General features: G+C 40.9%; 19 protein-coding genes and 1 pseudogene. 15 read left to right on the top strand and 5 right to left on the bottom strand.

The features are described from left to right. Nucleotides 1-15: 15 nt before the first annotated feature. Nucleotides 16-1,545 carry a multicopper oxidase family protein gene (locus ES017_RS07880; RefSeq protein ID WP_021095629.1) on the bottom strand — a complete coding sequence of 510 codons (1,530 nt, stop codon included), beginning with the start codon at nt 1,543-1,545 and terminating at the stop codon, nt 16-18. A gap of 231 nt (nt 1,546-1,776) precedes the next feature. On the opposite strand from ES017_RS07880, the gene asnB reads away from it, so the two are divergent. Both asnB and ES017_RS07870 read left to right on the top strand, forming a co-directional pair. Then, a complete protein-coding gene (gene asnB / locus ES017_RS07875) occupies nt 1,777-3,669 on the top strand; it encodes an asparagine synthase (glutamine-hydrolyzing) (protein ID WP_042536208.1) in 1,893 nt (630 codons plus the stop codon). A gap of 109 nt (nt 3,670-3,778) precedes the next feature. Continuing rightward, on the top strand, nt 3,779-4,189 hold the full coding sequence (locus tag ES017_RS07870) for a protease complex subunit PrcB family protein (protein WP_021095982.1): 411 nt from the start codon (nt 3,779-3,781) through the stop codon (nt 4,187-4,189). A 21-nt stretch (nt 4,190-4,210) separates the two neighbouring features. Here the strand turns inward: ES017_RS07870 and ES017_RS07865 are convergent, their stop codons facing one another. Continuing rightward, the gene (locus tag ES017_RS07865; RefSeq protein WP_235045466.1) at nt 4,211-5,680 is read right to left on the bottom strand and encodes a phytoene desaturase family protein; all 1,470 of its coding nucleotides are present in this window, start codon (nt 5,678-5,680) and stop codon (nt 4,211-4,213) included. A 70-nt stretch (nt 5,681-5,750) separates the two neighbouring features. On the opposite strand from ES017_RS07865, the gene ES017_RS07860 reads away from it, so the two are divergent. The 4 genes and pseudogenes from ES017_RS07860 to ES017_RS07850 all read left to right on the top strand — a co-directional run bounded on the left by ES017_RS07860 (nt 5,751) and on the right by ES017_RS07850 (nt 10,313). After that, nucleotides 5,751-7,160, top strand: a complete 1,410-nt coding sequence (locus ES017_RS07860; protein ID WP_052481263.1) for a cryptochrome/photolyase family protein — start codon at nt 5,751-5,753, stop codon at nt 7,158-7,160. A 305-nt stretch (nt 7,161-7,465) separates the two neighbouring features. Further along, nucleotides 7,466-7,690 (top strand): annotated as a pseudogene (locus ES017_RS16265) (hypothetical protein); the annotation flags it as partial. Next, a complete protein-coding gene (locus ES017_RS07855; protein WP_021095979.1) occupies nt 7,587-8,726 on the top strand; it encodes an RNA-guided endonuclease InsQ/TnpB family protein in 1,140 nt (379 codons plus the stop codon). The pseudogene ES017_RS16265 and the gene ES017_RS07855, both read left to right, overlap by 104 nt. Nucleotides 8,727-8,882: 156 nt before the next feature. Then, on the top strand, nt 8,883-10,313 hold the full coding sequence (locus ES017_RS07850; protein ID WP_042536201.1) for an aldehyde dehydrogenase family protein: 1,431 nt from the start codon (nt 8,883-8,885) through the stop codon (nt 10,311-10,313). Between the two features lie 52 nt (nt 10,314-10,365). Here ES017_RS07850 and ES017_RS07845 read toward each other — a convergent pair whose 3' ends face one another. Then, nucleotides 10,366-10,935 carry a Uma2 family endonuclease gene (locus ES017_RS07845; protein WP_021095977.1) on the bottom strand — a complete coding sequence of 190 codons (570 nt, stop codon included), beginning with the start codon at nt 10,933-10,935 and terminating at the stop codon, nt 10,366-10,368. Nucleotides 10,936-11,201: 266 nt separating this feature from the next. Between ES017_RS07845 and ES017_RS07840 the strand changes: the two genes are divergently transcribed. Genes ES017_RS07840 through ES017_RS07815 form a run of 6 tightly spaced genes read left to right on the top strand, consistent with a single transcriptional unit; the run spans nt 11,202 to nt 17,551 of the window. Further along, nucleotides 11,202-12,236, top strand: coding sequence for a tripartite tricarboxylate transporter substrate binding protein (locus tag ES017_RS07840; RefSeq protein ID WP_021095976.1), 1,035 nt, complete (start codon nt 11,202-11,204; stop codon nt 12,234-12,236). Between the two features lie 49 nt (nt 12,237-12,285). Further along, nucleotides 12,286-12,741 (top strand): tripartite tricarboxylate transporter TctB family protein, encoded by a 456-nt coding sequence (locus tag ES017_RS07835; protein ID WP_021095975.1) that lies wholly within the window; start codon nt 12,286-12,288, stop codon nt 12,739-12,741. Between the two features lie 11 nt (nt 12,742-12,752). Next, nucleotides 12,753-14,270 (top strand): tripartite tricarboxylate transporter permease, encoded by a 1,518-nt coding sequence (locus tag ES017_RS07830; protein WP_368737190.1) that lies wholly within the window; start codon nt 12,753-12,755, stop codon nt 14,268-14,270. 60 nt (nt 14,271-14,330) lie between these two features. Then, nucleotides 14,331-15,914 carry an ATP-binding protein gene (locus ES017_RS07825; RefSeq protein WP_021095973.1) on the top strand — a complete coding sequence of 528 codons (1,584 nt, stop codon included), beginning with the start codon at nt 14,331-14,333 and terminating at the stop codon, nt 15,912-15,914. 3 nt (nt 15,915-15,917) lie between these two features. After that, the gene (locus tag ES017_RS07820; protein ID WP_021095972.1) at nt 15,918-16,619 is read left to right on the top strand and encodes a response regulator; all 702 of its coding nucleotides are present in this window, start codon (nt 15,918-15,920) and stop codon (nt 16,617-16,619) included. A gap of 8 nt (nt 16,620-16,627) precedes the next feature. After that, nucleotides 16,628-17,551, top strand: a complete 924-nt coding sequence (locus tag ES017_RS07815; protein ID WP_021095971.1) for an AEC family transporter — start codon at nt 16,628-16,630, stop codon at nt 17,549-17,551. A gap of 52 nt (nt 17,552-17,603) precedes the next feature. On the opposite strand, the gene ES017_RS07810 is transcribed toward ES017_RS07815, so the two are convergent. Then, nucleotides 17,604-18,068: a GyrI-like domain-containing protein gene (locus ES017_RS07810; protein ID WP_021095970.1), complete on the bottom strand. Its 465-nt coding sequence runs from the start codon at nt 18,066-18,068 to the stop codon at nt 17,604-17,606. A gap of 116 nt (nt 18,069-18,184) precedes the next feature. Here ES017_RS07810 and ES017_RS07805 point away from each other — a divergent pair, with 116 nt between their 5' ends. Together ES017_RS07805 and ES017_RS07800 are read left to right on the top strand one after the other, a co-directional pair. Next, nucleotides 18,185-18,580 carry a GtrA family protein gene (locus tag ES017_RS07805; protein ID WP_042536199.1) on the top strand — a complete coding sequence of 132 codons (396 nt, stop codon included), beginning with the start codon at nt 18,185-18,187 and terminating at the stop codon, nt 18,578-18,580. 92 nt (nt 18,581-18,672) lie between these two features. Continuing rightward, on the top strand, nt 18,673-20,034 hold the full coding sequence (locus ES017_RS07800; protein ID WP_171334977.1) for a methyl-accepting chemotaxis protein: 1,362 nt from the start codon (nt 18,673-18,675) through the stop codon (nt 20,032-20,034). A 34-nt stretch (nt 20,035-20,068) separates the two neighbouring features. Here ES017_RS07800 and gltC read toward each other — a convergent pair whose 3' ends face one another. Then, nucleotides 20,069-20,968 (bottom strand): glutamate biosynthesis transcriptional regulator GltC, encoded by a 900-nt coding sequence (gene gltC, locus ES017_RS07795; RefSeq protein ID WP_163152166.1) that lies wholly within the window; start codon nt 20,966-20,968, stop codon nt 20,069-20,071. A gap of 119 nt (nt 20,969-21,087) precedes the next feature. On the opposite strand from gltC, the gene gltB reads away from it, so the two are divergent. Further along, entirely contained in the window at nt 21,088-25,632 is a 4,545-nt protein-coding gene (gltB, locus tag ES017_RS07790; protein WP_216367491.1) for a glutamate synthase large subunit, read from the top strand. The last annotated feature ends 20 nt before the right edge of the window (nt 25,633-25,652 follow it).

Raw genomic sequence — 25,652 nt, 5'->3', positions numbered from 1 at the left:
AGAGGGCGCCTTTTCTTACTCCCCTTTATTCGTTGTATCGTTCGGATCTGGCGTATAGCTTGATTTGTAGTCTTTGTATTTTAATTCTGTGACCATTCCTGCTGAAGCGTGATGTAAGTCATGGCAATGGAACATCCAATTTCCCGGATTGTCTGCTTGAAATGCGACGACATATTCTTCTCCAGGGTTTATATTCAACGAATCTTTGATCAATGGAGAGCCTGTGACTGGCTTCCCGTTTTTGCTTAATACTTGGAAGAAATGGCCGTGTAAATGCATTGGATGAACATCCATCGGTGAGCTGTTCACTAGTTTTACTTTGACAATATCGCCTTTTTTCACGTTGATTGGCGCTGTGTTAGGATACGTTTTTCCATTGATCGTGAACACCATCCCATTTTTGTCCATAGCCGTTCCTAAATCCATTGTGTACTCTACATCGTACGTTTGGTCTAGCGTAAATGGCCCTGTTTTGTATTTTCCGTACGTTGTGATATCGACAATAGGAAGTGTTTCTTTAGCATTTGTTTTGTCCGTCTTGTTTGTTTGGCCTTCGTATTGAATGTTTACTTTCATGCCATCAGTACCTTTCATATCTCCATGGCATTCTAATAACCATTCTCCCGGATTATCGGCGATAAACTCAATATCATAACGCTCACCCGGAGCAATATTCAACAGTTCATCTTTGATTGGTTGCGGATCGTTTAATGGCTGCCCGTCTGTTGCGACAATTTTAAACGAATGTCCATGCAAATGGAGTTTATGAGACATGTACCCTGCGTTGATGAGGCGAAGCCGCACTTTTTCGCCTTTTTTCACTTTCAGTGGTTCAATCGCTTGACCGCTTTTTCCGTTAATCGTGAAAATATCGTACATACTCATATCGTGCATCATTGAGCTATTGCCGTGATGCATATTTGTATGATTGGATTGTTCAGTCGTTGATGCTTGTTGTTGGCTCATCCATTCATCTAATACGAGCGTGTAATCTCGATCGACTTGTTCTCCTTCTTTTGGTTCAACGATCAATGTACCGTATAATCCTTTGTCCACTTGCTCGGCACTTTTTTGATGCGAATGGTACCAGTACGTTCCAGGTATAGTGGCTGTAAATTCGTACGTAAACGTTTCTCCTGGTTTAATGGCATCCATTGTCACCCCAGGCACACCATCTTGATCATTAGGGACAGGATAGCCGTGCCAATGAATAGCGGTCGGTTCAGGCAATTCATTTTTAAAAACAATTTTTACTCGCTCTCCTTGCTTTACACGAATTTGCGCTCCTGGTACAGATCCATTATACGTGTATACTGGGAGCTTGACTTGATCGTTGATTTGCAATAACGTTTCCTTTGCCGTCAGGTGAATCTCTTTTCCGGATAGCGCCTCTGTATCATTTGCCAAAGGCAAATTCTCTTTATTGGAAGTTGTTTCTTTTTTCGTATGCATGTTGGACATATCGTGTCCTTGCATCGAATTAGAGCAAGCTGCACTCAGCGCAATGACTCCTACCAATACGGTTCCTAACCATAATTTCTTCATCGCTTTCCCTCCATAAACTTGTATCGTAACATCATCATAAAAAAGAAATGTGCAAAATGTATGGAGAAAAGCTTATCAAGACAGCGGGCAAAATTTATGGTATAGTCTTTTGTATGAATGAGAGTTTTTGTTCATCATTTTATTGTTTCAATCCAATAGCAAATATAGGTGTTTCTTCACCCTCAATCATTCCAATGTGTAAAATGACGACTAGATGGAGGCAACTGTAGGATGTGTGGTTTTGTTGGCTATATTTCTGATGTCCCGAAAGAGATAAATAGTAACTGGAAAGAAACGTTCCGATATATGAACGATCTGATCACTCATCGTGGCCCTGATGATCATGGCTATTTTTTTGATGAATACGTCAGTTTTGGGTTTCGGCGGTTAAGCATTATTGATCTTGAAAATGGACATCAGCCGCTATGTTATGAAAATGGAAGATATTGGATTATATTTAACGGAGAAATTTACAACTACGTCGAGTTGCGTGACGAATTAATCAAGAAAGGGTGTACGTTTTCTACCCATTCTGATACAGAAGTGATCGTTGCTTTATATAGTATTGAAAAGGAAAACGTAGTGAATAAACTTCGTGGCATGTTTGTATTTGTTATTTGGGATAAACAAGAAAAAGAAATTTTCGCAGCACGTGACCCGTTCGGAATTAAACCATTTTTTTATGTAGAAAAAGAAAATCATCTGTTTGTCGCTTCCGAAAAGAAAAGTATTTTATATGCTCTTGAACACGACGAACTAAATCATGAAGCTTTGCAACATTATTTAACTTTTCAATATGTTCCAGAGCCGTTGACGATGTCCGCCCACATTCGCAAGCTAGAACCTGGACATTATATGAAGAAAAAACTAGGAGAGAAATTAAACATCCAGCGCTATTGGAAGGCTACATTTCATCCGACGAATCAATCGGAAAGTGAACTTGTCAAAGAAATCCAACAAGTGTTGTTTGATTCGGTAAGTATTCATATGCGCAGCGATGTTCCGGTCGGTTCATTTTTGTCAGGAGGAATCGATTCTTCGCTCATTGTAGCTATTGCGAAACAATTTCATCCGCATATCAAAACATTTTCAGTCGGATTTGAGAGAGAAGGATTTAACGAAATTGATGTAGCAAAAGAAACGGCAGAAAAGTTGGGGGTTGAAAATATTAGTTACATCATTTCTCCAAACGAATATGTGGAGGAATTGCCGAAAATTATATGGCATATGGACGATCCGTTGGCAGATCCGGCTGCGGTCCCACTTTATTTCGTAGCAAGAGAAGCGAGGAAATACGTAACCGTTGTCCTTTCTGGTGAAGGAGCAGATGAATTGTTTGGGGGATATAACATTTATCACGAACCAAAATCTTTACAAATATTTGAACGAATGCCGAATTTCATACGCTCCATTTTAGCAATGATCGCAAAAGTATTGCCAGAAGGAGTAAAGGGAAAAAGTTTTATTGAACGCGGGATTACCCCAATCGAAAAACGTTATATCGGCAATGCGAAAATGTATAGTGAACAGGAAAAAAAGGAGTTGCTGAAAGCATACGATCAACATATAGCATACACAAACATTACCGCGCCGTTTTACCATGAAACAGAAGGATATCCTCCGATCAATCGGATGCAATATATTGATATTCACACATGGTTGCGAGGCGATATTTTATTGAAGGCAGATAAAATGACGATGGCACATTCTTTAGAATTACGCGTTCCTTTCCTCGATAAAAAAGTATTTGAAGTCGCCGCAAAAATTGCTCCGGAAATGAAAGTGAAAAATAAAACGACAAAGTATATTTTGCGGAAAGCAGCAGAAGGGATTGTTCCAGATCATGTTTTACATCGCAAAAAGCTAGGCTTTCCTGTTCCCATTCGGCACTGGTTAAAAGATGAAATATATGACTGGGCGAAACGTACGATAAAAGAAAGTGAAACAGATTATCTATTCCATAAAGACGTATTGTATCGTCTGCTAGAGGAACATCGTCAAAACAAAGCAGATCATAGCCGAAAAATATGGACCGTACTTACTTTCATGGTTTGGCATCAAGTGTATGTCGAGAAAAAATATCACTTTATGAATGAAGAAGAAAAAAGAAAACTGTTCGTGTAAATGAGTCATGTTCGGAGCTCCTGTTTTACCTAGGGGCTCTTTTTTAAAATCTTCATTGTTTATTGCGCTCTATGCATACAATAATATAAAAAAAGGGGGGAATATGAAAATGAAAAAATGGATCGTTATGTTGATGAGTTTTCTTCTTTCTGCTTGTGGTGTATCGAAAGCAGAGAAACAATATGCGTATAAAGAAGGAGATCAAATCCCATACGAAGTTGTTACAGAAGAACAGCTTCCAAAGCACATGAGAGCGTTGTATGAAAAACAGCATAAACAATTTCAAACGTATACCGTTCAACAAGATGGTGTCACGTATGTTGTCATTCATCTTGGTGAAAGAAAGACAGGCGGATATGGGGTTGAAGTTATTGATGTGCGATACGAAAAAGGGAAGGCGATCGTCTCCTATAAAGAGCGAAAACCAGCGCCGGATGCGATGGTTACTCAAGCGTTAACATATCCGAAAGTGGCAATAAAAATAAAAACATCTGTGCCAATCGAAATAAAAAAGAAATAGCTCTATGTGTTGGGCATAGAGCTATTTGCTTGCTGAAATGCCATCCGCAACAATCCATCCTGATAATGCGCAACCGAGCGAGCCTGCGCCAGGAAACACCGTGTCTCCGCAAAGCCATAACCCTTCGACATTCGTTTGCGGTGAATACGTAGACAATAAACTGAAGACACCGTTTGGAATATATCCCCCTACCTTTCCGAACGCCCGATGAGTAAAGCGAGAAAATGTCACAGGTGTGCCGACTAATTGAACATGTATATTCGTTAATGGGAATGTTTTGTTTACATGTTGCAATATTTGTTCTGTCAGCATCTTTTTCTGTTCATCATACGCATGACGATTCCACCAATGAAGTGGTTCGGTATGGGTCGAAATCGTTATGGAACGTTTTCCTACAGGCGCCATTTGTCGATCGAACGGTGCAGAAGCGGACAATAAAAATTGATTTCCTTCACTCATCGGTTTTGTTCGATCGACGATAAATTGGTGGTATAGGCTATCTGTCTGTAAGTCGTCGTCCGCTCCAATATAAATGGTAAATGCTCCCCAAGCTGGGCGTTTTTTTTCCTTTTCTTCACGAATTGAAAATGTGCGTTTTATTGAATCGTCTAAAATGGAGAAAATACTATGGATAGAGCCGTTAAATACAACGTGTTTCGCTTCATATGTTTGTTTTCGATTTGTCGTCACAAGCCAATGACGCTGTTTGCGAATGGACACAACTTTTCCACGCATCCGTAGTTCTCCGCCAAGCTGTTTATAACGTTCAGCGATCGTATGAACAACGTTTGAAAGCCCTCCCTCAACGTAAAACGCTCCGCGATGAAATATGCTTAAGGCGACGGCGCCAAGCAAAGCGGGACAACGCTCAATCGTTGTTTGCACACTATCAACGAGTTGGCCGTTTAAAAAAGCAATGAACGTTTCGTCACGGATGCCATAATGTTGCAGTCGTTTCGCAATCGATTGAAACAAAAATGGTGTGGCGCTTATTAGCTTGCGATCTGCTTTTTGCATCGCTTGAAATAAATGTTTAATCGTTTTCGGAGGAACGATCGGTCGTTTATATACAAAAGAAAGCATCGCATCCGCCAGAGAAAACATTTCTTCAAAAAAGCGAACAATGGCTGCGCTATCTTTTGGAAACTGTCGGGCAATTTCTTCAAACCAACGTTCTTTTTGTTGGTAATATCGAATCGTTCGTTCCGAAAAATGTACGTCCATGATCGTATCCAATAAATGAACAGGAGGGGGAGACATGTCGAGTTCATGAAATAGTTTTGAAAATACGCCGCCTTCTTCAAATCCCATCCCAAGTGTAGCGCCTGCTTGAAAACGAAACGACTGTCGTTCGAACTTTCCTGCACATCCACCGAGTTCGCTTGCAGCTTCGAGCGTGAGTGTGCGGTATCCTTTTTTCGCAAGCAGCGCGCTTGCGGTCATCCCTCCGAATCCTGTTCCAACAACAATGACATCGTACAATATGTTCACCTTCTTTTTCTTTTTATTATACAATTATTAAACAAATATTGTACAATAAAAACACGTAATATTTGAAAGGATGAGATGTATGCATACAGCAGTTGTTTGGTTTCGCCGAGATTTTCGATTGCACGATCATACAGCGCTCGTTCACGCGCTTCAGTGGGCGAAAGAAAGGGAAGGAAAGCTTCTTTTTTTCCTTCATTTTGACCCTTATTTCGCCAAAGAGCGAACGTATCATCATGAATACTTTTTTCAAACAGTTGAGCACTTTCGTCAGTCATTATGTGAATACGGCATTCACATGCATGTATTGTATGGGGACACAGATCAAGTATTTACTCGCCTCATTCGTCATACAAATATGCGTGCGATTTTTTTTAATCAAGACGAAGTTGGGCGTGGAAAAGAGCGGGATGATTACGTTCAGGCGTTGTTACAAAAGCATGAGGTGGAAGTGTATACATATGATGATGCGCATATGCATGGGGCATTTGAAGTACTAAAAGCAGATGGAACGCCTTATAAAGTATATACACCATATTACCGCGCATGGCGAAAACGCCCGAAGCGTTTTCCGCTTTCAATAGACATCGATTTGTTACGTGCTCATATGTTACATATCACGCCGCTTTCGGAAGATGACGAGCGTGCGTTTACGATGTGGCTTGCGTCATGTACGAAACGTTGGGAGCATACGAGCGAACAAGACGCTTTACATGTTTTACAGCAGTTTATCGATACGGCACTTCCGCATTATCATCGGAAACGAGATATTCCGGGCGTTGCGGGGACAAGTCGTTTATCTCCACATTTAAGAACTGGGACGATTTCTATTCGCACCGTTTTTCATGCGGTTGCGCAACAATTTGGAAATGGATATGATGAAGCGATAGAAACGTATATAAAAGAGCTAGCTTGGCGCGATTTTTATCATATGATTTATGCGCATTTTCCGTTTACAAAAACGGAAGCGTTTATTGAAAAGTATCGTCATCTTCCATGGTCGCGTGATGATGAACGCTTTGAAGTTTGGAAAGAAGGAAAAACAGGTTTTCCACTCGTTGATGCAGGGATGCGCCAGTTGAAAAAGGAAGGATGGATGCACAACCGTCTGCGCATGGTTGTTGCCTCGTTTTTAACAAAAGATTATTTGATCGATTGGCGCATGGGCGAACAATACTTTCAACATATGTTAATCGATTACGATGAAGCATCAAATATCGGGGGGTGGCAATGGGCTGCTTCTGTCGGGACAGATGCTGTACCGTATTTTCGCGTCTTTAACCCGATTGAACAATCGAAAAAGTTTGACCCAGACGGCACATATATTCGCACATATGTACCAGAACTTGCTTCTTTCCCTTCGGCACATATTCATGAGCCATGGAAAAGTAACATAAAAGTCGATTACCCTGCACCGACAGTAGACCATTCATTGCAACGCCAACGCGCCATTGCGTTGTTTCAAATGAATGAACGATTATAGCCTACTTGATGAAGTGGGCTTTTTTGCTTTAGTTAAAGCATAAAGCTTGTGAAGGATTATAAATTGTAAAAAAGAATAGAAATAAAGAGCGTATATCCTTCAGCGTTGTTATGAGCCGTTTTGATTGAGGGAGATGAGAAAGGGGGGAGAGGACAGTTAAATAATTTTTGTAATTATTTATAAAAATCTCTACATAAATAATAAATTTTCATGGTATTACTTATGTAGAGAGGTGACTGAAATATTACAGCATTGGCGAATTCGCGAAGCTTATCGGAACAAGCCAACAAACGTTAAGAAATTGGGATAAAACAGAAGAACAAGAACTTGTCGAAGATTTAGTTCAGATTATCACCGTTTTTAGTTGTAAGCTTCAAGGGAAAAGAGCCAATCGAGCCAAGAAAATGATAAAGGAGTGGCTTGAGGATGATTCGGTCGATCAAAGTGAGGTTAGAGCCGAACAACAAGCAACGAACAAAATTATTTGGATCCGCAGGCGTGGCTCGTTGGGCGTACAATTGGACGCTTGAACAACAAGAAAACAATGATAAAAGCGGTGGCAAATTCATCAAAGACGGGGATTTACGAAAAAAGCTCACCGCTTTAAAACAAAACGACCCCAATTATCAATGGTTATACGATTATTCCAACAATATCACCAAACAAGCCATTAAAGATGCGTGCAAAGCATATAAAGACTTTTTTAAAGGAAAAACAAAAAAGCCAAGATTCAAAAGCAAAAAGAGAAGCAAGCCATCTTTCTACCAAGACACAGAAAAAATCAAATTTAGTGATACGCATATGTATATCGAAAAAGTCGGATGGGTACGTCTATCCGAACGAGGAAAAATTCCAACGAATACAAAGTATTACAACCCTCGTATCACGTTTGACGGTGTGCATTGGTATGTGTCCGTAGGATATGACGTTCCAAAACCATCTGTCGCATTAAACAGCCATACGCTAGGAATCGACGTGGGAATAAAAGATTTAGCTGTTTGTTCGGACGGTCGGGTATTCCCAAACATAAATCGAACGAAAGAAATCAAAAAACTAGAAAAGCGTTTGCGTCGGTTGCAGCGCAAATGCTCAAGAAAGTATGAAATGAACAAAATTCAAGAAAAAGGAGGTGCAGTCCGTTACGTCAAAACACGCAACATTGCAAAACTCGAAAGGAAGATGCAGAAGATACAAATTCGGTTAGAACATAAACGCATGGACTACGAGAATCAAGTGGTGAACGAGTTGGTGAGAACCAAGCCTTCTCGGATCGTCATGGAGCATTTAAATATTCGTGGGATGATGAAAAACCGCCATCTATCGAAGGCTATTCAACAACAACGGTTGTACACGTTGAAACAAAAAATCAAACACAAATGCGAATGGTTTGGGATCGAGTTTGTCGAAGCCGATCGGTGGTATCCATCAACAAAGATGTGTCATTCGTGCGGATATATTCAACCGAAAATAAAGCTATCAGACCGCGTATTTCGATGCGAGCATTGCGGGATGGAAATGGACAGAGATTGGAATGCAAGTATCAACCTTTCAACATATCCTGCATAGCTGTTTGTACCGTGAGTTACACGGGAAGTCAAGCCTTCGGAGCGCCAAACAAACGAGAGTAGCTTCGGCAAAATCGGGCGCGATGAACAAGGAAGCAAACAGAAATGTCTACAAGGTTCTTGTAGAGTTTTGTAAGTTTTGCGTAACGGGAGAACAATGATAGAAAAAAAGAAGCTTTACATTAACGGAGAATGGGTAGAAGCAGAGTCGTACACTCAACTTTTGGCGCCATATGATGGAGAAGTATTGGCACACATTCCTACTGCGACAGAACAAGATGTGAAGCGGGCGATTGCGGCTGCGGATAAAGCGCGACGAACGATGGCGAAGATGCCTGCACATGAACGCGCGGCCATTTTAGAGAGAGTCGTGACGTTATTGCAACAGCGTGCGGACGAAGCGGCTACGATCATCGCGAAAGAAGCCGCAAAGCCAATCACAATCGCCAAAGCGGAAGTAGCGCGGACGATTCAAACGTATAAATTTGCGGCGGAAGAGGCGAAGCGAATTCATGGGGAGACGATTCCACTTGATGCTGCGCCAGGTGGGGAGCATCGTGTCGCTTTTACGGTCAGAGAGCCGATTGGAGTGATTGGAGCGATTACCCCGTTTAATTTTCCGATGAATTTAGTAGCGCATAAGCTAGGCCCTGCGATTGCATCTGGAAATACGGTCGTATTGAAGCCTGCGAGCCAAACGCCGCTTTCTGCGTATTTTATCGCGGAGTTGTTTGAACGAGCAGGATTGCCAAAAGGGGCACTTAATGTCGTGACAGGCAGCGGAAAAACAGTTGGCGATCAAATTGTGACAGATCCGCGTGTTCGCATGATCACATTTACAGGAAGTCCTGACGTAGGAATCGCTATTCGCAACAAAGCTGGCTTAAAACGTGTGACGCTAGAATTAGGGTCAAACTCAGCCGTCATTATTGATGAACAAGTGGACGTTGATCGAATCATTCCGCGATGCGTCGTCGGTGCTTTCTCGTTTCAAGGGCAAGTGTGTATTTCCTTGCAACGTATTTATGTGCATGAAAAACGGTATAAAGAATTCGTCGAAAAGTTTGTGGCAGCGGTGAAGCAGTTGAAAGTTGGTGACCCGCTTGATCCGAAGACAGACGTTTCGGCTCTTATTTCTGAAAAAGATGTGGAGCGTTCGTTACAATGGATCGAGGAAGCGAAACAAGGAGGCGCTACCGTTGCAATTGGTGGGGAGAGACAAGGAAATATTTTGTTGCCGACAGTCATTTTAGACGCATCGCCAACATTGAAGGTATCATGCCAAGAAGTGTTTGCGCCGATTGTGTTGATTAATAAAGTTTCATCTGTCGACGAAGCGATTGAGCTTGTCAACGATTCGCGCTACGGGTTGCAAGCAGGCATATATACAGACGATGTTCATACGGCATGGGAAGCGGCAGAGAAACTACATGTCGGCGGGGTGCTTATTAATGACATTCCAACGTTTCGTGTCGACCATATGCCATATGGCGGGGTAAAAGAAAGCGGATTTGGGCGCGAAGGTATTCGATACGCAATCGAAGAAATGACAGAGTTAAAGCTTATTATTTTCAACCGAAATCGGTAAAGAGTGCACAATCGAACAATTTTGGCTCTTGTCGTCTGAAACAAGAGCCGTTTTAGTTCCATTCAAATAAAGTATATAGTGGAATCTTTAATTCTTTAAATTGTGCTGAATGCAACGTGTGTTGTTGTCCGTATGTTGCATGTCGTTGATACGTATCTTCTTGTAAAAGGTACACATGAATCATTTTATTGGCCGTATCAACAATCCAGTATTCGCTTATTCGATAGTATTGATAAGTATAAAATTTTTCATTGTAGTCTTTTAAAGCGGTTGAAGGGGACAATACTTCGACGACGAGTGTAGGTGCTCCATAACATCCCTTTTTGACAATTTGTTTTTTATTGCAAATGACTGTGATATCAGGTTGGACAATGTTATCGGGATTTTCGTACGTTTCATTTTTGCTAAGAAATACATCAAATGGTGCCATAAAAACATAACAATGTTTATTTTGAAAAAAATGACGTAAAGCAAAATACAATTCTCCCACTACGAATTGATGTTCTGAAGAGGGAGCAGGTGTCATATCGTATGCTTTCCCATTTATGAGTTCCCAGCGACCGTCCCATGTTTTCCAGTCATCATAAGAGTACATTTTGTCAGAGTCAGGGATATTGCTCATATTTTCACCTTCTTTTTGTATTGAATGGATATATGTTTGTTTACAACATTTTATAGAGAAACTATAGAAAAAAGCAACCATAAATCTTACGGTTGCTTTTTTATCTGGAAAACACATAATGGATAGATACAAATCTATAAAATAATTTTGTATTTCGTGCACAAAATGAACAAAATTATTTTTATTTTCAAAAACTTATTTTTCAGAAAATTATTGCTATAATTACTTTCGAATATGTAAACGTTATCAAACAAAGGGGGAAGAAAATGGTGAGAAAATGGGTTAGTTGGTTGGTCATTGGGATGGTTGTGCTAGTTCTTAGCGCCTGTGGAAATTCGGCAACAAAAGAAACGAATACGGCAACGAATACATCTAAAAAGCAATCGGATTATCCGACAAAACCAATTGTGTTTGTCGCACCTTCGGGGGCCGGTGGCGGATGGGATTTAACAGCACGTGCGATTACAAAAGTATTAAGCGAAACGAATTTAGTGAAGCAAACGATGACGGTGGAAAATAAACCAGGTGGTGGCGGAGCAGTGTTTATGGCCGAGTATGCCACTCAAGATACAAAAAATGATTATAAGCTATTTGTAAATTCTCCGCCGATCATTATTAACAACTTAAAAGCAGAAGGAAATAGCCCGTTTGGCTATAAAGATACTACCCCACTTGCACAATTGACGAAAGATTTTGGCGCGATCGTTGTCAAAGCGGACTCCAAATTCCAATCATTATCTCAGTTGCTTGATGAAATTAAAAAAGATCCAAAGTCTATCACAATCGCTGGCGGATCGGCACCAGGCTCAATGGACCATTTAGTGGCGATTCTTCCGATTTATAAATCAGGGATTGACCCGCGAGAGGTCAAATACGTTTCATACGATGGGGGAGGGGAAGCCATTGCCGCTCTTCTTGGCGGAAACGCAGATGTTATTGCGACAGATGCTTCCTCGGTTGGTGAGTATGTGAAAGCTGGAAAAGTAAAAGTACTCGCTGTTTCTGCGCCGGAGCGTCTTGGCGGAGATTTAAAAGACGTCCCAACGATGAAAGAACTTGGCCTCGATGCAGAATTTACAATTTGGCGGGGAGTATTTGGACCGAAAGAAATGTCGGCTGATGCGAAAAAGTTTTGGGAAGAAACATTCCGTAAAATGGTAGATAGTGACCAGTGGAAACAAGAACTAGAGAAGCAAGGATGGCAGTCAGATTACAAAAATGCAGAGGAATTTACGAAGTTTTTACAAGAGCAAGAAGCATTGATTAGCGATATGTTGAAGTCGCTTGGCATGCATAAATAAAAGGGGAGAATTCTCTCCCTCTTTTCCCAACCGAAAGGAAGGTGTGACGATGAGCAAAACATTTGATCGTATTGCGGCTTTGACGTTTTTAGCAATAGGAGTACTGTTTATGATAGAGAGTTTACGAATTTCAAAGAGTGCTTATGGAAGTGTAGTTGGTCCAAACGTATTTCCGTTTTTGTTAGGGCTTATTCTTGTATTGCTTAGCATTAAATTGTTATTCGAAACGATGCAGTATCCATCAATTCGTGGGGAAAAACAACGGCTACAATATAAAAAGTTTTGGATTATATTCATCTCCGCCATTCTTTACGCTATATTACTCGAACCAATTGGATATGTAATAACTACGTTTCTCTTCCTTATCATCGGATTTCAGACGATGGAAAGAGGTTCGCTCTGGAAATCAATCATTATTGCCACCTGTTTTTCATTAGGAGTGTATGGACTATACGTTGAGATGTTGCAAGGGACGCTGCCAAGTTGGCCGACTTGGTTGAGGTAGGGGGGACGAGCGTGACATTTCTTCTTGATGGCTTTCAAACGGCGTTGCAGTTGCATAATTTATTTTTTGCTTTTTTTGGTGTACTGATTGGAACGGCTGTCGGTGTTTTGCCGGGAATAGGACCGATGAGTGGGGTGGCGCTATTAACTCCTGTTACAGCCTCCATGACATCTGGGTTTGAACCGGCACAGGCCGCAACAAGTTCGATTATTTTGCTTGCAGGTGTATATTATGGGGCTATGTATGGAGGCTCCACGACTTCTATTTTGTTAAACACACCTGGGGAATCGTCATCGGTTGTTACGGCGCTTGATGGGTATCAAATGGCGAAACAAGGAAGGGCAGGCTCCGCGTTAGCCATTGCTGCGATTGGTTCGTTTGTAGCAGGGATAGTTTCGCTAATTGCGCTTGTATTGTTGGCAAAACCTCTTTCGAACATAGCGCTAAAGTTCGGACCGGCAGAATATTTTTCGCTAATGCTTCTCGGGTTGGCAGCAGTCAGTGGACTTGCCGGAAATTCGATGACGAAAGCTTGGATGATGACGGTCTTTGGATTATTGCTTTCAACAATCGGGATTGATAGTGTATCAGGAGTAGCACGGTTTACGTATAATATTTCATTTCTTTATGGAGGATTGGAATTTTTAACCATTGCGGTTGGACTTTTCGCTCTTGGAGAAGTGTTTAAAGCCATTCTCTATAACGAGCAAAATAATGGTGGTATTGCAAAAATTGGGAGAATTATTCCATCAAAAGAAGAATTAAAAGAAAGTGTCGGTCCGATTGCTCGCGGATCCCTTCTTGGCTTTTTAGTCGGGATATTGCCTGGGGCTGGAGCTACGTTAGCTTCTTTTTTCTCTTATATGTTGGAAAAGAAAATAAGTAAACATCCTGAGAAATTTGGAAAAGGGACAATCGCTGGGGTTGCTGCGCCAGAATCTGCGAATAACGCTGCTTCAGGTGGAGCGATGATCCCTCTTTTAACGTTAGGAATTCCAGGTTCGGGAACGACAGCGATATTAATGGGAGCATTAATGATGTATAACGTTCAACCTGGTCCTTTACTTTTTGATGAACATCCAGATGTGGCATGGGGATTAATTGCGAGTATGTTTATCGGAAACGTCATGCTTCTCACTTTGAATATGCCACTTGTAAAAATATTTGCCAAAATTATTGAAACACCACCTAAATATTTATTGCCACTTATTATTACTATTTCTATTTTCGGTGTGTATGCTGTCCAAGTAACAACGTTCGACATTTTTCTGTTGCTCGGTTTTGGGGTATTAGGCTACTTGCTTGCTGCACATGACTTTCCACTTGCACCGCTCGTATTAGGGCTTGTATTAGGGCCGATGATTGAAAATAATATGAGAAGAGCACTTACAGCATCGAACGGTGATTTTTTTGTATTTATTGAAAAACCGATTTCATTTGTTCTGCTAATCGCCGCGATTTTATGGATTGCTATCCCGTTTTTGATGAAATTAAAAGGAAAATCGGTCATTGTAAACGAAGATATGTAAAAACGAAAGACTTACTGCGTTTGGCAGTCGGTCTTTCTCTTTTTTCTAAAGGGTGGTACGATGAAACTACAAACGAAGCTTATTATTATTATTTGTTCATTAATTATTGTCGTCATTGTATTTTTATCACTGCTTTTTCAGCATATGCTAGCCTCCACTTTAAGAGAACAGATTGGGTTGCGGGCATTGAATGTAGCTGAAAGTGTAGCAGCTGTTCCATTAGTGAGAGATGCTTTTCAACAACAAGAGCCGCATAAACAAATTCAGCCGTTTGCTGAGATGATTCGTCGGAAAACAGGCGCAGAGTATGTCGTGGTGGGCAATAAAGAAGGAATTCGTTATTCTCATCCATTGGAAGAGAGAATCGGGAAAAAAATGGTTGGTGGGGATAATGAAGCGGTTCTTCAGGGGAAATCCATTATTTCAGAAGCGGTTGGTTCACTTGGACCAGCGATTCGCGGGAAAGCTCCGATTTTTGATGACAATGGTCAAGTGATTGGGATTGTTTCGGTCGGGTTTATGCTCGAAGATATACAAAAAATCGTTTGGGCGTATACGGAGAAAATTCTCCTTTTTTCGATTATTGCGCTATTGCTCGGGGTGATTGGTTCTATACTTATTGCTCGAACCGTGAAACAGTCGATTCACGGATTAGAACCGAAAGAGATCGGGCTCCTTTACCAAGAAAAACAAGCGATATTAGAAGCAATTCGTGAAGGGCTTATTGCAGTTAATCAAGATGGAATTGTGACAATGGTTAATAAGACGGCAATGTCGATGTTAGGATACGAAGCTGAACAACATGTCTTAGGAAAGCATATTTTGCACATTATTCCTCATTCACGGCTGCTAGACGTGATGAAAACGGGAAGAGCAGAATACGACGTGGAAATGGAAATAGGGGAACAAACGGTAATTGCTAATCGCATTCCCATTGTCGACAAAAACGGCTCTGTCATCGGGGCGGTATCCACGTTTCGTAATAAATCTGAACTCTACCGATTAGCAAAAGAGTTGTCCCAAGTAAAAAGCTACGCTGAAGCACTTCGAGCGCAGACGCACGAGTTTTCTAATAAACTTTATGTGATTTCTGGATTAATTCAGCTAGAATCTTATGAAGAAGCGCTAGAACTCATTACAAAAGAAACAAATGTCCAACAAGATATTGTCCGATTTGTTATGAAAGAAATTCCCGATCCTGTGATTGGAGGATTGTTAATTGGAAAATTTAACAGAGCAAGCGAACTAAAAATTACGTTTGATATTGATCGGCAAAGTAGTTTTCGTGACGTCCCATCCACTATTGATCGTGACCATCTCGTGACGATTATCGGAAATATTATTGATAATGCAATGGAAGCAGTATTAGAAAATGATCAAGAAGAAAAGCGTGTCACCGTATTTTTTACCGATCTTGGTGGGGATTTGATTATTGAGGTCGAGGATACAGGAGCAGGGATTCCAGATGGATTAGAGTTCCAAATATTTAATAAAGGATTTTCCACAAAATCGGGGATGAACCGTGGCTATGGGCTTGATTTAGTTCAAAAATCGTTAACTGCGTTGCAAGGCCATATTACGTATCACACAGAACAAGGAAAAGGAACAGTTTTTACCGTTGTTATTCCAAAGCGGAGGAGATGAGAGATGACAAAACCGATTCGTGTTCTTATTGTCGAGGATGATAAGAGAATTGCAGAAATTAATCGGCGATTTGTCGAGCGAGTTCCAGGGTATGAAGTGATAGGAATCGCTACAAACGAGCAGGAAGGAAAGGAATTGATCACCGTACTTCAACCGGAATTAATTTTGTTAGATATTTACTTCCCAGATATGAATGGACTGAATTTATTAAAATGGATAAGAGAACAGTTTATCAATATGGATGTAATTATGATTACGGCTGCCCGAGAGATTGATTCGCTAAAGCAAGCGATGTATGGAGGCGTGTTTGACTATATTATTAAACCGATTATGTTAGAACGATTTACAGAAACATTAGTTCGATATAAAGAGTATCACGATAAAATACAGCGAATGATGAATGAGAAAGAGATTATTAGTCAAGAGGAAGTTGATAAACTGATTCGGAGAGACTACGCACTAAATGATGCGGATGAGGAACTTCCAAAAGGAATTCATCGATTGACGTTAGAAAAGGTGCTCACGGTAATGAAGCAGTATTATGAGGGAGTAACAGCGGAAGAGGTCGGAAAAATAATTGGTGCAAGCCGGACGACTACGAGGAGATATTTAGAATACCTCGTTTCTGTTTCTGTTGTAACTGCTGATGTTTCCTATGGAACTGTCGGGAGACCGGAAAGAATTTATCGGTTAAAAAGGAGGTAGGACTTCCATTGGACATTTTTATCCGCATGGTGATTGATGTCATTTTGCCGCTGTTTTTGTTGATTGGTGCAGGGGCGTATTTGCATCGATTGTTTCATTTTGATATGAATACGTTGTCAAAAATAACGACATCTTTTTTGCTTCCGGTAGTTGGGTTTGTAAACATTTATGAGAGCGACATAACAAGTGATGTATTGTTGAACATCCTCTTTTTTCTCGTTATACAAAATGGGACGCTTATTATGCTTAGTGCGATGATGGCAAGATGGCTAAAGCTTGATCGAAGTTTAGGGGCAACGTTTCAAAATACAATCGTGCTTAACAATTCTGGTAATTTTGGTATCCCGGTTAGTCAACTTATTTTTCGCCAAGAGCCGATAGGTTTGTCGATCCAAATTGTTGTAACGATTTTTCAAAACTTTTTAACGAACACGTATGGATTGTTTCAGTTTATTTCTGCAAGTGAAAATAAAGGGAGAATGACTCGTGAATTTTTAAAAAATCCGATTATTTATGCCCTTATTTTTGGTGTTATTTTCCGAGTTTTTCATATTTCTGTCCCCTCGTTTATTTGGCAGCCGCTTGAGCATGTCGCTGATGCTTTTTTAGCGATTGCTTTGTTGACGTTAGGTGCTCAACTTGCTTATATGAATATGAAACGTATTCCGCGTCTCATGTTTATAACGATTGGTAGTCGGCTAATTATCTCTCCTTTCATCGCTTTTTTCATCATTTTGATTTTACATATAAAAGGAATTACAGCCCAAGCGTTGCTTATTGCAAGTGCATATCCTTGTTCGCGAAATACAGCGTTATATGCGTTAGAATACAATCATCATCCCGAATATGCAGCCCAAGCTGTATTTTTATCTACTTTGCTTAGTCCGGTGACAGTAGCTAGTGTCATTGGTATAGCGCATGTTTATTTTTAACCCACATGCCAAGGGAGCCCACCGTTTATGGTTCTTTTGGCATACGTTTGTTTTATGACTTCATGATGACAGGAACCCACAATTCATTTTCCGGATGGCGAGTTGGCGGATAATAACATTCGATGCAAGGAAAATTAGCGAGCTTATATTGAGAAGCAGGGAGCCATTGTGAATATAATTGCTGCCACGCTTCGTCAATATTTGGAATAACTGCCCATGTATCATGCGAAATCGTCATTCGTTCCATGTTTGACACTTCTCCGTCATAGCGTATCCCCATGAAGTAAATAAACTCCTCATCTGTTATTGTTGCATCTTTCCCACAAACGCCTAACAGCCCTTCAAGTGTACACTTCGGCTGTTCCCACGACAAATCAATAAGTTGTTGCATCAATCCATTCTTCTCGGCATGAGCCCAAAGTGAAGGAATCGTTTGAAATGCTTCGTTTGTTTTTACGTGGTATCCTTTTCCTACCAGTGTTAATTCAAATGGGATGGTTTCAATTTTATACTCCATTTCGTTAGCTCCTTTTGTTAAATTGATGGACATTTTTGTATGAGTTGAAATTTCTCACCTTTTTATATTAACATAAAAATCCAATATACATTTATAAATTTTTCAGAAGGTGTTGCATGATATTGAATAACATCGTTACATTCTTTCGTTTTATTGTTGTTGGGATGAGTAATACACTTGTGGATTTTTTGGTATTTTTCTCGCTCATAGCACTTCATGTGCCGTATATGTGGGCGCAAATATTCGGCTATAGCGTAGGTGTGATCAATAGCTATATATGGAATCGAACGTGGACATTTCGATCAGCAGGAGGGATAAAAAAACAATTTGTTCGCTTTCTTGTCGTAAACCTTTGTTCTCTCATCGTGACGATCATGATGTTACATCGTTTCAGCGAAATGTTTCCGATTGCTTTAAACAAAACGATAGCGACAATGGGCGGAATAGCAATCAATTGGTTCGGCAGTCGCATGTGGGTGTTTTCTGAAAAAGTATGTTGTGAAGAAAAGTAACACATATTTCGAAATATTAAGAAAAAATAGTTGTTTTATTTACTTCTTATGTTATATTTATGTTATTAAATATAACATAAGGGGGCGTGTGTATGTTTTTGATAAAGAAGAGATTGAAAGTGGAAGAAGCGAAAGAAGAGAAACCGAGTGAAATACTAAGTCAAATTGAAGTGGCGGTTGATCAATTAAAAGCAGTTGTTGAACAAATGAAACTAGCTGCTAGTTCACTTGATCATACGTCTAATGCAACGCAACAAAGTACGTTCCAACTTGTTGACCATTTAGAAAAAACAGTAAGTTATACATTACAAGTGGAAGAAAAGACGAAAGTCATCGAGTCGTCAGCATTAAAAGTTTCCGATGTTTCCCGTCGCATTCATGAGTATAGTGAAGCGTCCTATAATGAGCTCATTGTGGCGTGGAATTCATTACAAAAACTTCAACTTGACATGGATGAGTTGCGAACGAGTCATTATGCTTTACTTAGTCAGATGGAGTTGTTAGTTAAGCAGTCACAAGAAATTCGCCACATTTTGTCAACGATTGCTTCAATTTCTCAAAAAACGGGTATTTTAGCCTTGAATGCAAATATTGAATCGGCACGCGCCGGGGAGCATGGTAGAGGCTTTTCAGTTGTTGCGAATGAAGTAGGAAAATTAGCGAATCAAACATCTGTGGCAGTAGAACAAACGCGAAATATTTTATCTTCTATCCAATCGGGGATTCATTCGACGATGAGAATGGTAGAAGTAGAAAATGAGCAAATCGAGAACGGATCAAGCGAAATGAACCGTGTATTATCTCTTATGGTTGGGTTTAAAGAACGGTTGCATGATATGACTGCATTGGCGCACGAATCGGCGCAATCTGTTGAAGGGCAGACAGCGAGTGTACAAGAAATTTCAGCTTTGCTTGCATATATTTCAGCGATGGCATCGGAAAATAAAAACTATGCGCATGACGTAGCCAAACATATGGATATACAGCATAAAAATGTTGAACAAATGTTAAAAGTCAATGAAGCGATTGAAAAAACATCAAATGAGTTACAATCTATTATGAAAAAAGATGACCATGAAAGAACGTTCTCTATGGACTTGCGCGTCATTGAACGAATGAAAGAAAAGCTTACATCATTTGTGCGCTCTTATCCGTTTGATCGCTTAGATGCGAGTGAACATGAGTCGTATTTAAATGAATTTTTACACGTAAACGACAATGTCGAGGCAGTTTGGTCAAATCGAATCGATGGAACGTTTATTTACTCAAATCCTCCAGCAGGTCTTGTAAATGCCAAAGCTCGGCAGTGGTTTGTCGAGGCGAGTAAAGGCAATGTGTACGTTTCTTCTGTATATACATCAGCATTGACAAAACGGCCGTGTTTGACCATTTCAGCACCAATTGTTCAAGAAGGTTGTGTTGTTGGGGTTGTTGGTATCGATTTATCTGTGTAGTTATACAGTAGGCCAGCTATGCACATCAGCTGGCTTACTGGTATCGATCTAACATAGCGAAAAATTGTTTGACGAACTGATAAAATACGTTGACAGATGGTGCTAGATCGTGATTCGGTAAAATAATTCCGACGTTGCGACGAACGAGCGGAAGTTCGATTGGCACTTTCACTGTATAGCGTGGAGTTGTCTCATAAAACGTGCTTTCTGGTAATAAAGTGACGCCAATACTTGCTGAAACGAGCCCTTTGATCGCATCTAAATCTTCCCCTTCCGATGAAATAATTGGAGAAAAGCCTGCTTGTTTACAAGCATCTTCTACTATTTTTCGCAAAATAAATCCTTCTGGAAACATGACGAATGGCTCGTGTCGTAATTCACTTAGCGCAATGCTTCGTTTTTGACTAAGAGGATGATCTTTCGGAATGAGCGCTGCGAACGACTCTGTAAATAAAATATCCCCTCGAATACCTTTTTCTTCTGTTGGAACAGGACCTAAAAAAGCTAAATCGATTTCTCGCTTTTTCACCGCCTCGATTAAAAATTTATACGACCCTTGGCGTAAATGAAAGGAAATGTGTGGATGTTGTTGTTTAAACGTAGAAATGACCATCGGCATCGTATAGCTAGCGAGACTTGTTGGAAAACCAATTTTGATCGTTCCTCGTTCTGGATCTAAATATTCCTCAATTTGTTGTTTCGCATAATCGATCGCTTTTAGTGCTAATTCAATATGTTGTAAAAAGTGCCGTCCGATCGGTGTTAGTTTCACATTTCTTCCTTCTCGTTCAAATAGTTTGACCCCAAGCTCATCCTCCAAATTGGCAATTTGGCGACTGATGGCGGATTGTGCAACATGCAATGCTTCAGCAGCTTCTGATACATGTTCCCGTTTCGCAACTTCCGTGAAATAAACGAGCTGTCTTAATTCCATATTTTCTACTCCTTTCCATCATTCTCAAAATGAGATGAATGTTATCTAAATTATATATTGTTTGTATGATTATTGAAATCTACAATTATACATACATGATGACGGAATGGGGGATTCACATGAGAGGACTACCAAAAGCGCAAGGATTGTACTGTCCGCAGTTTGAACATGATGCATGTGGGATCGGGTTATACGCTCACTTAAAAGGTGAAGCGTCCCATCATATTGTAAAGCAAGGCCTTCATATGCTACGGCAATTAGAACATCGTGGCGGTCAAGGAAGCGACCCGCAAACAGGTGACGGGGCTGGAATCATGGTGCAAATTCCTGATGATTATTTTCGGGACGTTTGTTCATTTTCGCTTCCTCCGAAAGGACGTTACGGAGTTGGGATGATTTTCTTTTTTGAGCATAGCGAGCAAAAAAGAATGATGTTAGAGCATCAAATTTCTCATATCGTTCATGAAGAAGGACAAACGTTACTCGGATGGCGAGATGTGCCTGTTGATGTCGAAAAACTCGGAACATTAGCGAAAAAAAGTCGTCCGTTTATTCGCCAGCTTTTTATTGCAGCGAGCGATGAAGTGACAGATGAACAACACTTTGAGCGAAAGTTATATGTCATTCGTAAACGAGCAGAAAAAGTTGTAAAAAACAATGAATATTATTTTGCGAGTTTATCAAGTCGCACGATTGTTTACAAAGGACTAGTTACTCCGGAACAGCTAGATGCCTTTTATATCGATTTACAAGATGAGCGATTTCGTTCTGCGTTTGCGCTCGTTCATTCTCGCTTTAGTACAAATACGTTTCCAAGTTGGGAGCGGGCGCATCCGAACCGTTATTTAATCCATAATGGAGAAATTAATACGTTGCGTGGCAACATTCATTGGATGATGGCACGGGAGAAGCAATTTACGTCACATGTTTTTAGTGAAGATTTACAAAAAGTGCTTCCGATTTTAGATACGAACGGAAGCGATTCATCTATGCTCGATAATGCGTTTGAATTTTTTGTGTTAGCAGGAAAATCGCTCGCTGAAACGGCGATGATGCTCATTCCTGAACCGTGGTATTGGGATGAAGAGATGGACGAGGATCGGAAGGCGTTTTATGAATATTACAGCTGTCTAATGGAGCCGTGGGATGGTCCGACAGCGATCGTGTTTACGAACGGAAAACAAATTGGAGGGATTTTAGATCGGAACGGTCTTCGCCCTGCTCGTTATTATGTGACGAAAGATGACTATATTATTTTTTCATCAGAAGTTGGAGTTGTTGATGTTGAACAAGAAAACGTCTTGTATAAAGAACGATTAAGCCCTGGGAAAATGCTTTTTATTGATTTCGAACAAGGACGGATCATATCAGATGAAGAAGTGAAAAAGCAAATTGCCAATGAACGTCCGTATCGTCAATGGGTAAACGAACAAATCGTTTCAATTGACCAATTTACAACTGACGATGATGAACAAGTAATTGATGATCTCGTCACGAAACAAAAAGCGTTCGGATATACGTATGAAGATGTCGAGAAAACGATCATTCCGATGGCGACAGATGGAAAAGATCCGACAGGGGCGATGGGAAATGACACACCGTTAGCGGTTTTGTCCGACCGGCCACAAAGCTTATTCAATTATTTTAAACAACTATTTGCGCAAGTAACAAATCCGCCGATCGATGCCATTCGTGAATATATCGTTACATCAACAGTGACGTTGCTTGGCAAGGAAGGAGATTTGTTAAATCTAGATGCGTCTGCTGCTCGGCGCATTCGTTTGCAGTCCCCGATTATTAGCGACAAACAATTACGGGCACTTCGAATGAGTCCTTATCGCGAATTCGCTAGCGTCACGTTGTCAACTGTTTTTACAGATAACTTAAAAGAGGCGTTAGACGAATTATGTCAAGCAGCAGATGAAGCCATCGCTTCCGGTGTGACATTACTCATTTTATCTGATCGATCAATAGATGAACAACGTGTAGCTATTCCTGTTCTTCTTGCGGTCAGCGCAGTGCATCAACATCTTGTTCGAAAAGGGACGCGTACAAAAGTAAGCTTAATCGCTGAAAGCGGAGAAGTGCGTGAAGTACATCATTTTGCCGCGTTAATCGGTTATGGGGCAGATGCGATTCATCCGTATTTAGCATTTGCGACTATTCGAGAAGCGATCGAAAAAGGAGTGCTTCACTCCACATACGAAAAGGCAGTAGAAACATATAAAAAGGCAGCGACGGATGGCGTTGTGAAAGTGATGTCAAAAATGGGTATTTCAACCGTACAAAGCTATCGTGGGGCGCAAATTTTTGAAGCGGTCGGTATTGGTGCGAATGTGATTGAGCAATATTTTACAGGAACAGCATCACAAATTGGCGGAATCGGTTTGGATGAAATTGCTCAAGAAGCAAAAATGCGTCATATGCAAGCGTTCCACACATCTTATGATCAAACATTAGATTCTGGAAGTGAATTGCAATGGCGCAAAAACGGTGAACATCATGCGTTTAATCCGAAAACGATTCACACGTTACAATGGGCATGTCGAAAAAATGACTACGAACTGTTTAAACAATACTCGAAAATGGCAAACGAAGAGCAAATGACATTTTTACGTCATTTATTTACGTTTGACGAAACGCGCACACCGATTCCTATTGAAGAAGTAGAACCTGTGGAAGCGATTGTACGCCGATTTAAAACAGGGGCTATGTCATATGGTTCATTGAGCGAAGAAGCTCATGAAACGCTTGCGATTGCGATGAATCGCATCGGTGGAAAAAGCAATAGCGGAGAGGGTGGAGAAGATCCGCGGCGCTATGTACGAGATGAAAATGGTGATTTTCGTCGCAGTGCAATTAAGCAAGTTGCATCGGGACGGTTCGGTGTAAAAAGTCATTATTTAGTCCATGCCGATGAGTTACAAATTAAAATGGCGCAAGGTGCAAAACCGGGAGAAGGGGGGCAACTTCCTTCTAATAAAGTATATCCGTGGATTGGAAACGTGCGTGGATCTACGCCTGGTGTGGAACTTATTTCACCGCCACCGCATCATGACATTTATTCTATTGAAGATTTAGCTCAACTCATTTATGACTTAAAAAATGCGAATCGTCATGCGCGCATTAGTGTGAAGCTCGTTGCAAAATCTGGAGTTGGCACAATCGCAGCAGGAGTGGCTAAAGGTGGTGCCGATGTGATCGTCATTAGCGGATATGACGGTGGTACGGGCGCTTCGCCAAAAACGAGCATTAAACATGCAGGGGTTCCGTGGGAGCTCGGTTTAGCTGAAACGCATCAAACGCTTATGTTAAACGGATTACGAGATCGCGTTGTATTAGAAGCAGACGGAAAATTAATGACTGGCCGCGATGTTGTGATGGCCGCGTTATTTGGTGCTGAAGAATTTGGTTTTGCGACGGCTCCACTTGTCGTTTTAGGGTGTGTTATGATGCGCGTTTGTCATTTAGATACGTGCCCTGTTGGTGTAGCGACACAAAATCCGGAGTTGCGGGCAAAATTTACAGGGAAACCAGAGCATATCGTCAATTTCATGTATTTTATCGCCCAAGAAGTGCGTGAGATGATGGCGCAACTCGGTTTCCGTACGATCGAAGAAATGGTTGGACGAGTAGATGTATTAAAAATAAGCGAGCGGGCGAAACGACATTGGAAAGCGAAACATCTTGATTTATCGCGCTTGTTGTATCAAGTGGATGGACCGAGAACGTTTTCTAAACCACAATCCCACCGTCTCGACGAAACGCTTGATCATACGATGATTTTGCCAGCGGTAAAGAAAGCGCTAGAAGATAAAAAACCGATACAGTTACATGTCCCGATTCGCAACGTTCATCGTACGGTCGGTGCAATGGCTGGGAGTGAAATATCAAAACGATACGGAGAAGAAGGTCTTCCAGAAGATACGATCCGGCTACATGTTCACGGCTCAGCCGGTCAAAGTTTTGCGGCGTTTGTACCAAAAGGAATGACCATGACTCTCATCGGAGATGCGAACGATTATGTCGGAAAAGGGCTGTCAGGTGGAAAAGTAATCGTTCGGCCACCGCATGAAGCGGAGTTTGCATGTAGTGATCAAGTCATTATTGGAAACGTTGCTTTTTACGGTGCAACAAGCGGTGAAGCGTACATTCGCGGTCGAGCTGGGGAACGTTTTTGCGTTCGTAATAGCGGAGTTGTTGCCGTTGTTGAAGGTGTTGGTGATCATGGCTGTGAGTATATGACAGGCGGACGTGTCGTCATCCTCGGCTCTGTTGGAAAAAATTTTGCCGCTGGAATGTCCGGTGGTATAGCATACGTACTTGCTGATGACGATGCGTGGAAAAAACGAGCGAACCGTGAACTCGTTTTATTTGAGTCATTAGTAGATGAAAACGAAATACGAGATGTACAACATATGATTATGAAACATTATGAATATACAGAAAGTCCAAAAGCAACGTATGTGCTTGCAAATTGGGAACGAGTTGTGAAAGACATCATCAAAGTCATTCCGAAAAATTATAAGCTTATGATTGAAACAATTGAGACGATGAAGCAACGCGGGCTGTCGCATGACGAAGCGGTATTTCAAGCGTTTGAAACGGTCGCCACAAAAAAAGGTGTCGTCGCTGAAAAAGTGATCGAAGCGGTCGCAAAGTAAGCGATCGCTTCTGTAAAAAA

It is taken from the genome of Anoxybacillus sp. EFIL (genome assembly GCF_013096955.1).
GTDB lineage: Bacteria > Bacillota > Bacilli > Bacillales > Anoxybacillaceae > Anoxybacillus > Anoxybacillus ayderensis.
The sequence above is the reverse complement of the archived record's forward strand: the minus strand, read 5'-3'. Positions and strand labels throughout refer to the sequence as shown.

Coding starts and splice junctions, on each gene's coding strand:
- ES017_RS07820 (WP_021095972.1), top strand. CDS start 15,918: ATGACAAAACCGATTCGTGTTCTTATTGTCGAGGATGATAAGAGAATT.
- ES017_RS07855 (WP_021095979.1), top strand. CDS start 7,587: ATGATTCGGTCGATCAAAGTGAGGTTAGAGCCGAACAACAAGCAACGA.
- ES017_RS07800 (WP_171334977.1), top strand. CDS start 18,673: ATGTTTTTGATAAAGAAGAGATTGAAAGTGGAAGAAGCGAAAGAAGAG.
- gltC (WP_163152166.1), bottom strand. CDS start 20,968: ATGGAATTAAGACAGCTCGTTTATTTCACGGAAGTTGCGAAACGGGAA.
- ES017_RS07805 (WP_042536199.1), top strand. CDS start 18,185: ATGATATTGAATAACATCGTTACATTCTTTCGTTTTATTGTTGTTGGG.
- ES017_RS07835 (WP_021095975.1), top strand. CDS start 12,286: ATGAGCAAAACATTTGATCGTATTGCGGCTTTGACGTTTTTAGCAATA.
- gltB (WP_216367491.1), top strand. CDS start 21,088: ATGAGAGGACTACCAAAAGCGCAAGGATTGTACTGTCCGCAGTTTGAA.
- ES017_RS07825 (WP_021095973.1), top strand. CDS start 14,331: ATGAAACTACAAACGAAGCTTATTATTATTATTTGTTCATTAATTATT.
- asnB (WP_042536208.1), top strand. CDS start 1,777: ATGTGTGGTTTTGTTGGCTATATTTCTGATGTCCCGAAAGAGATAAAT.
- ES017_RS07850 (WP_042536201.1), top strand. CDS start 8,883: ATGATAGAAAAAAAGAAGCTTTACATTAACGGAGAATGGGTAGAAGCA.
- ES017_RS07860 (WP_052481263.1), top strand. CDS start 5,751: ATGAGATGTATGCATACAGCAGTTGTTTGGTTTCGCCGAGATTTTCGA.
- ES017_RS07845 (WP_021095977.1), bottom strand. CDS start 10,935: ATGAGCAATATCCCTGACTCTGACAAAATGTACTCTTATGATGACTGG.
- ES017_RS07880 (WP_021095629.1), bottom strand. CDS start 1,545: ATGAAGAAATTATGGTTAGGAACCGTATTGGTAGGAGTCATTGCGCTG.
- ES017_RS07810 (WP_021095970.1), bottom strand. CDS start 18,068: ATGGAGTATAAAATTGAAACCATCCCATTTGAATTAACACTGGTAGGA.
- ES017_RS07840 (WP_021095976.1), top strand. CDS start 11,202: ATGGTGAGAAAATGGGTTAGTTGGTTGGTCATTGGGATGGTTGTGCTA.
- ES017_RS07870 (WP_021095982.1), top strand. CDS start 3,779: ATGAAAAAATGGATCGTTATGTTGATGAGTTTTCTTCTTTCTGCTTGT.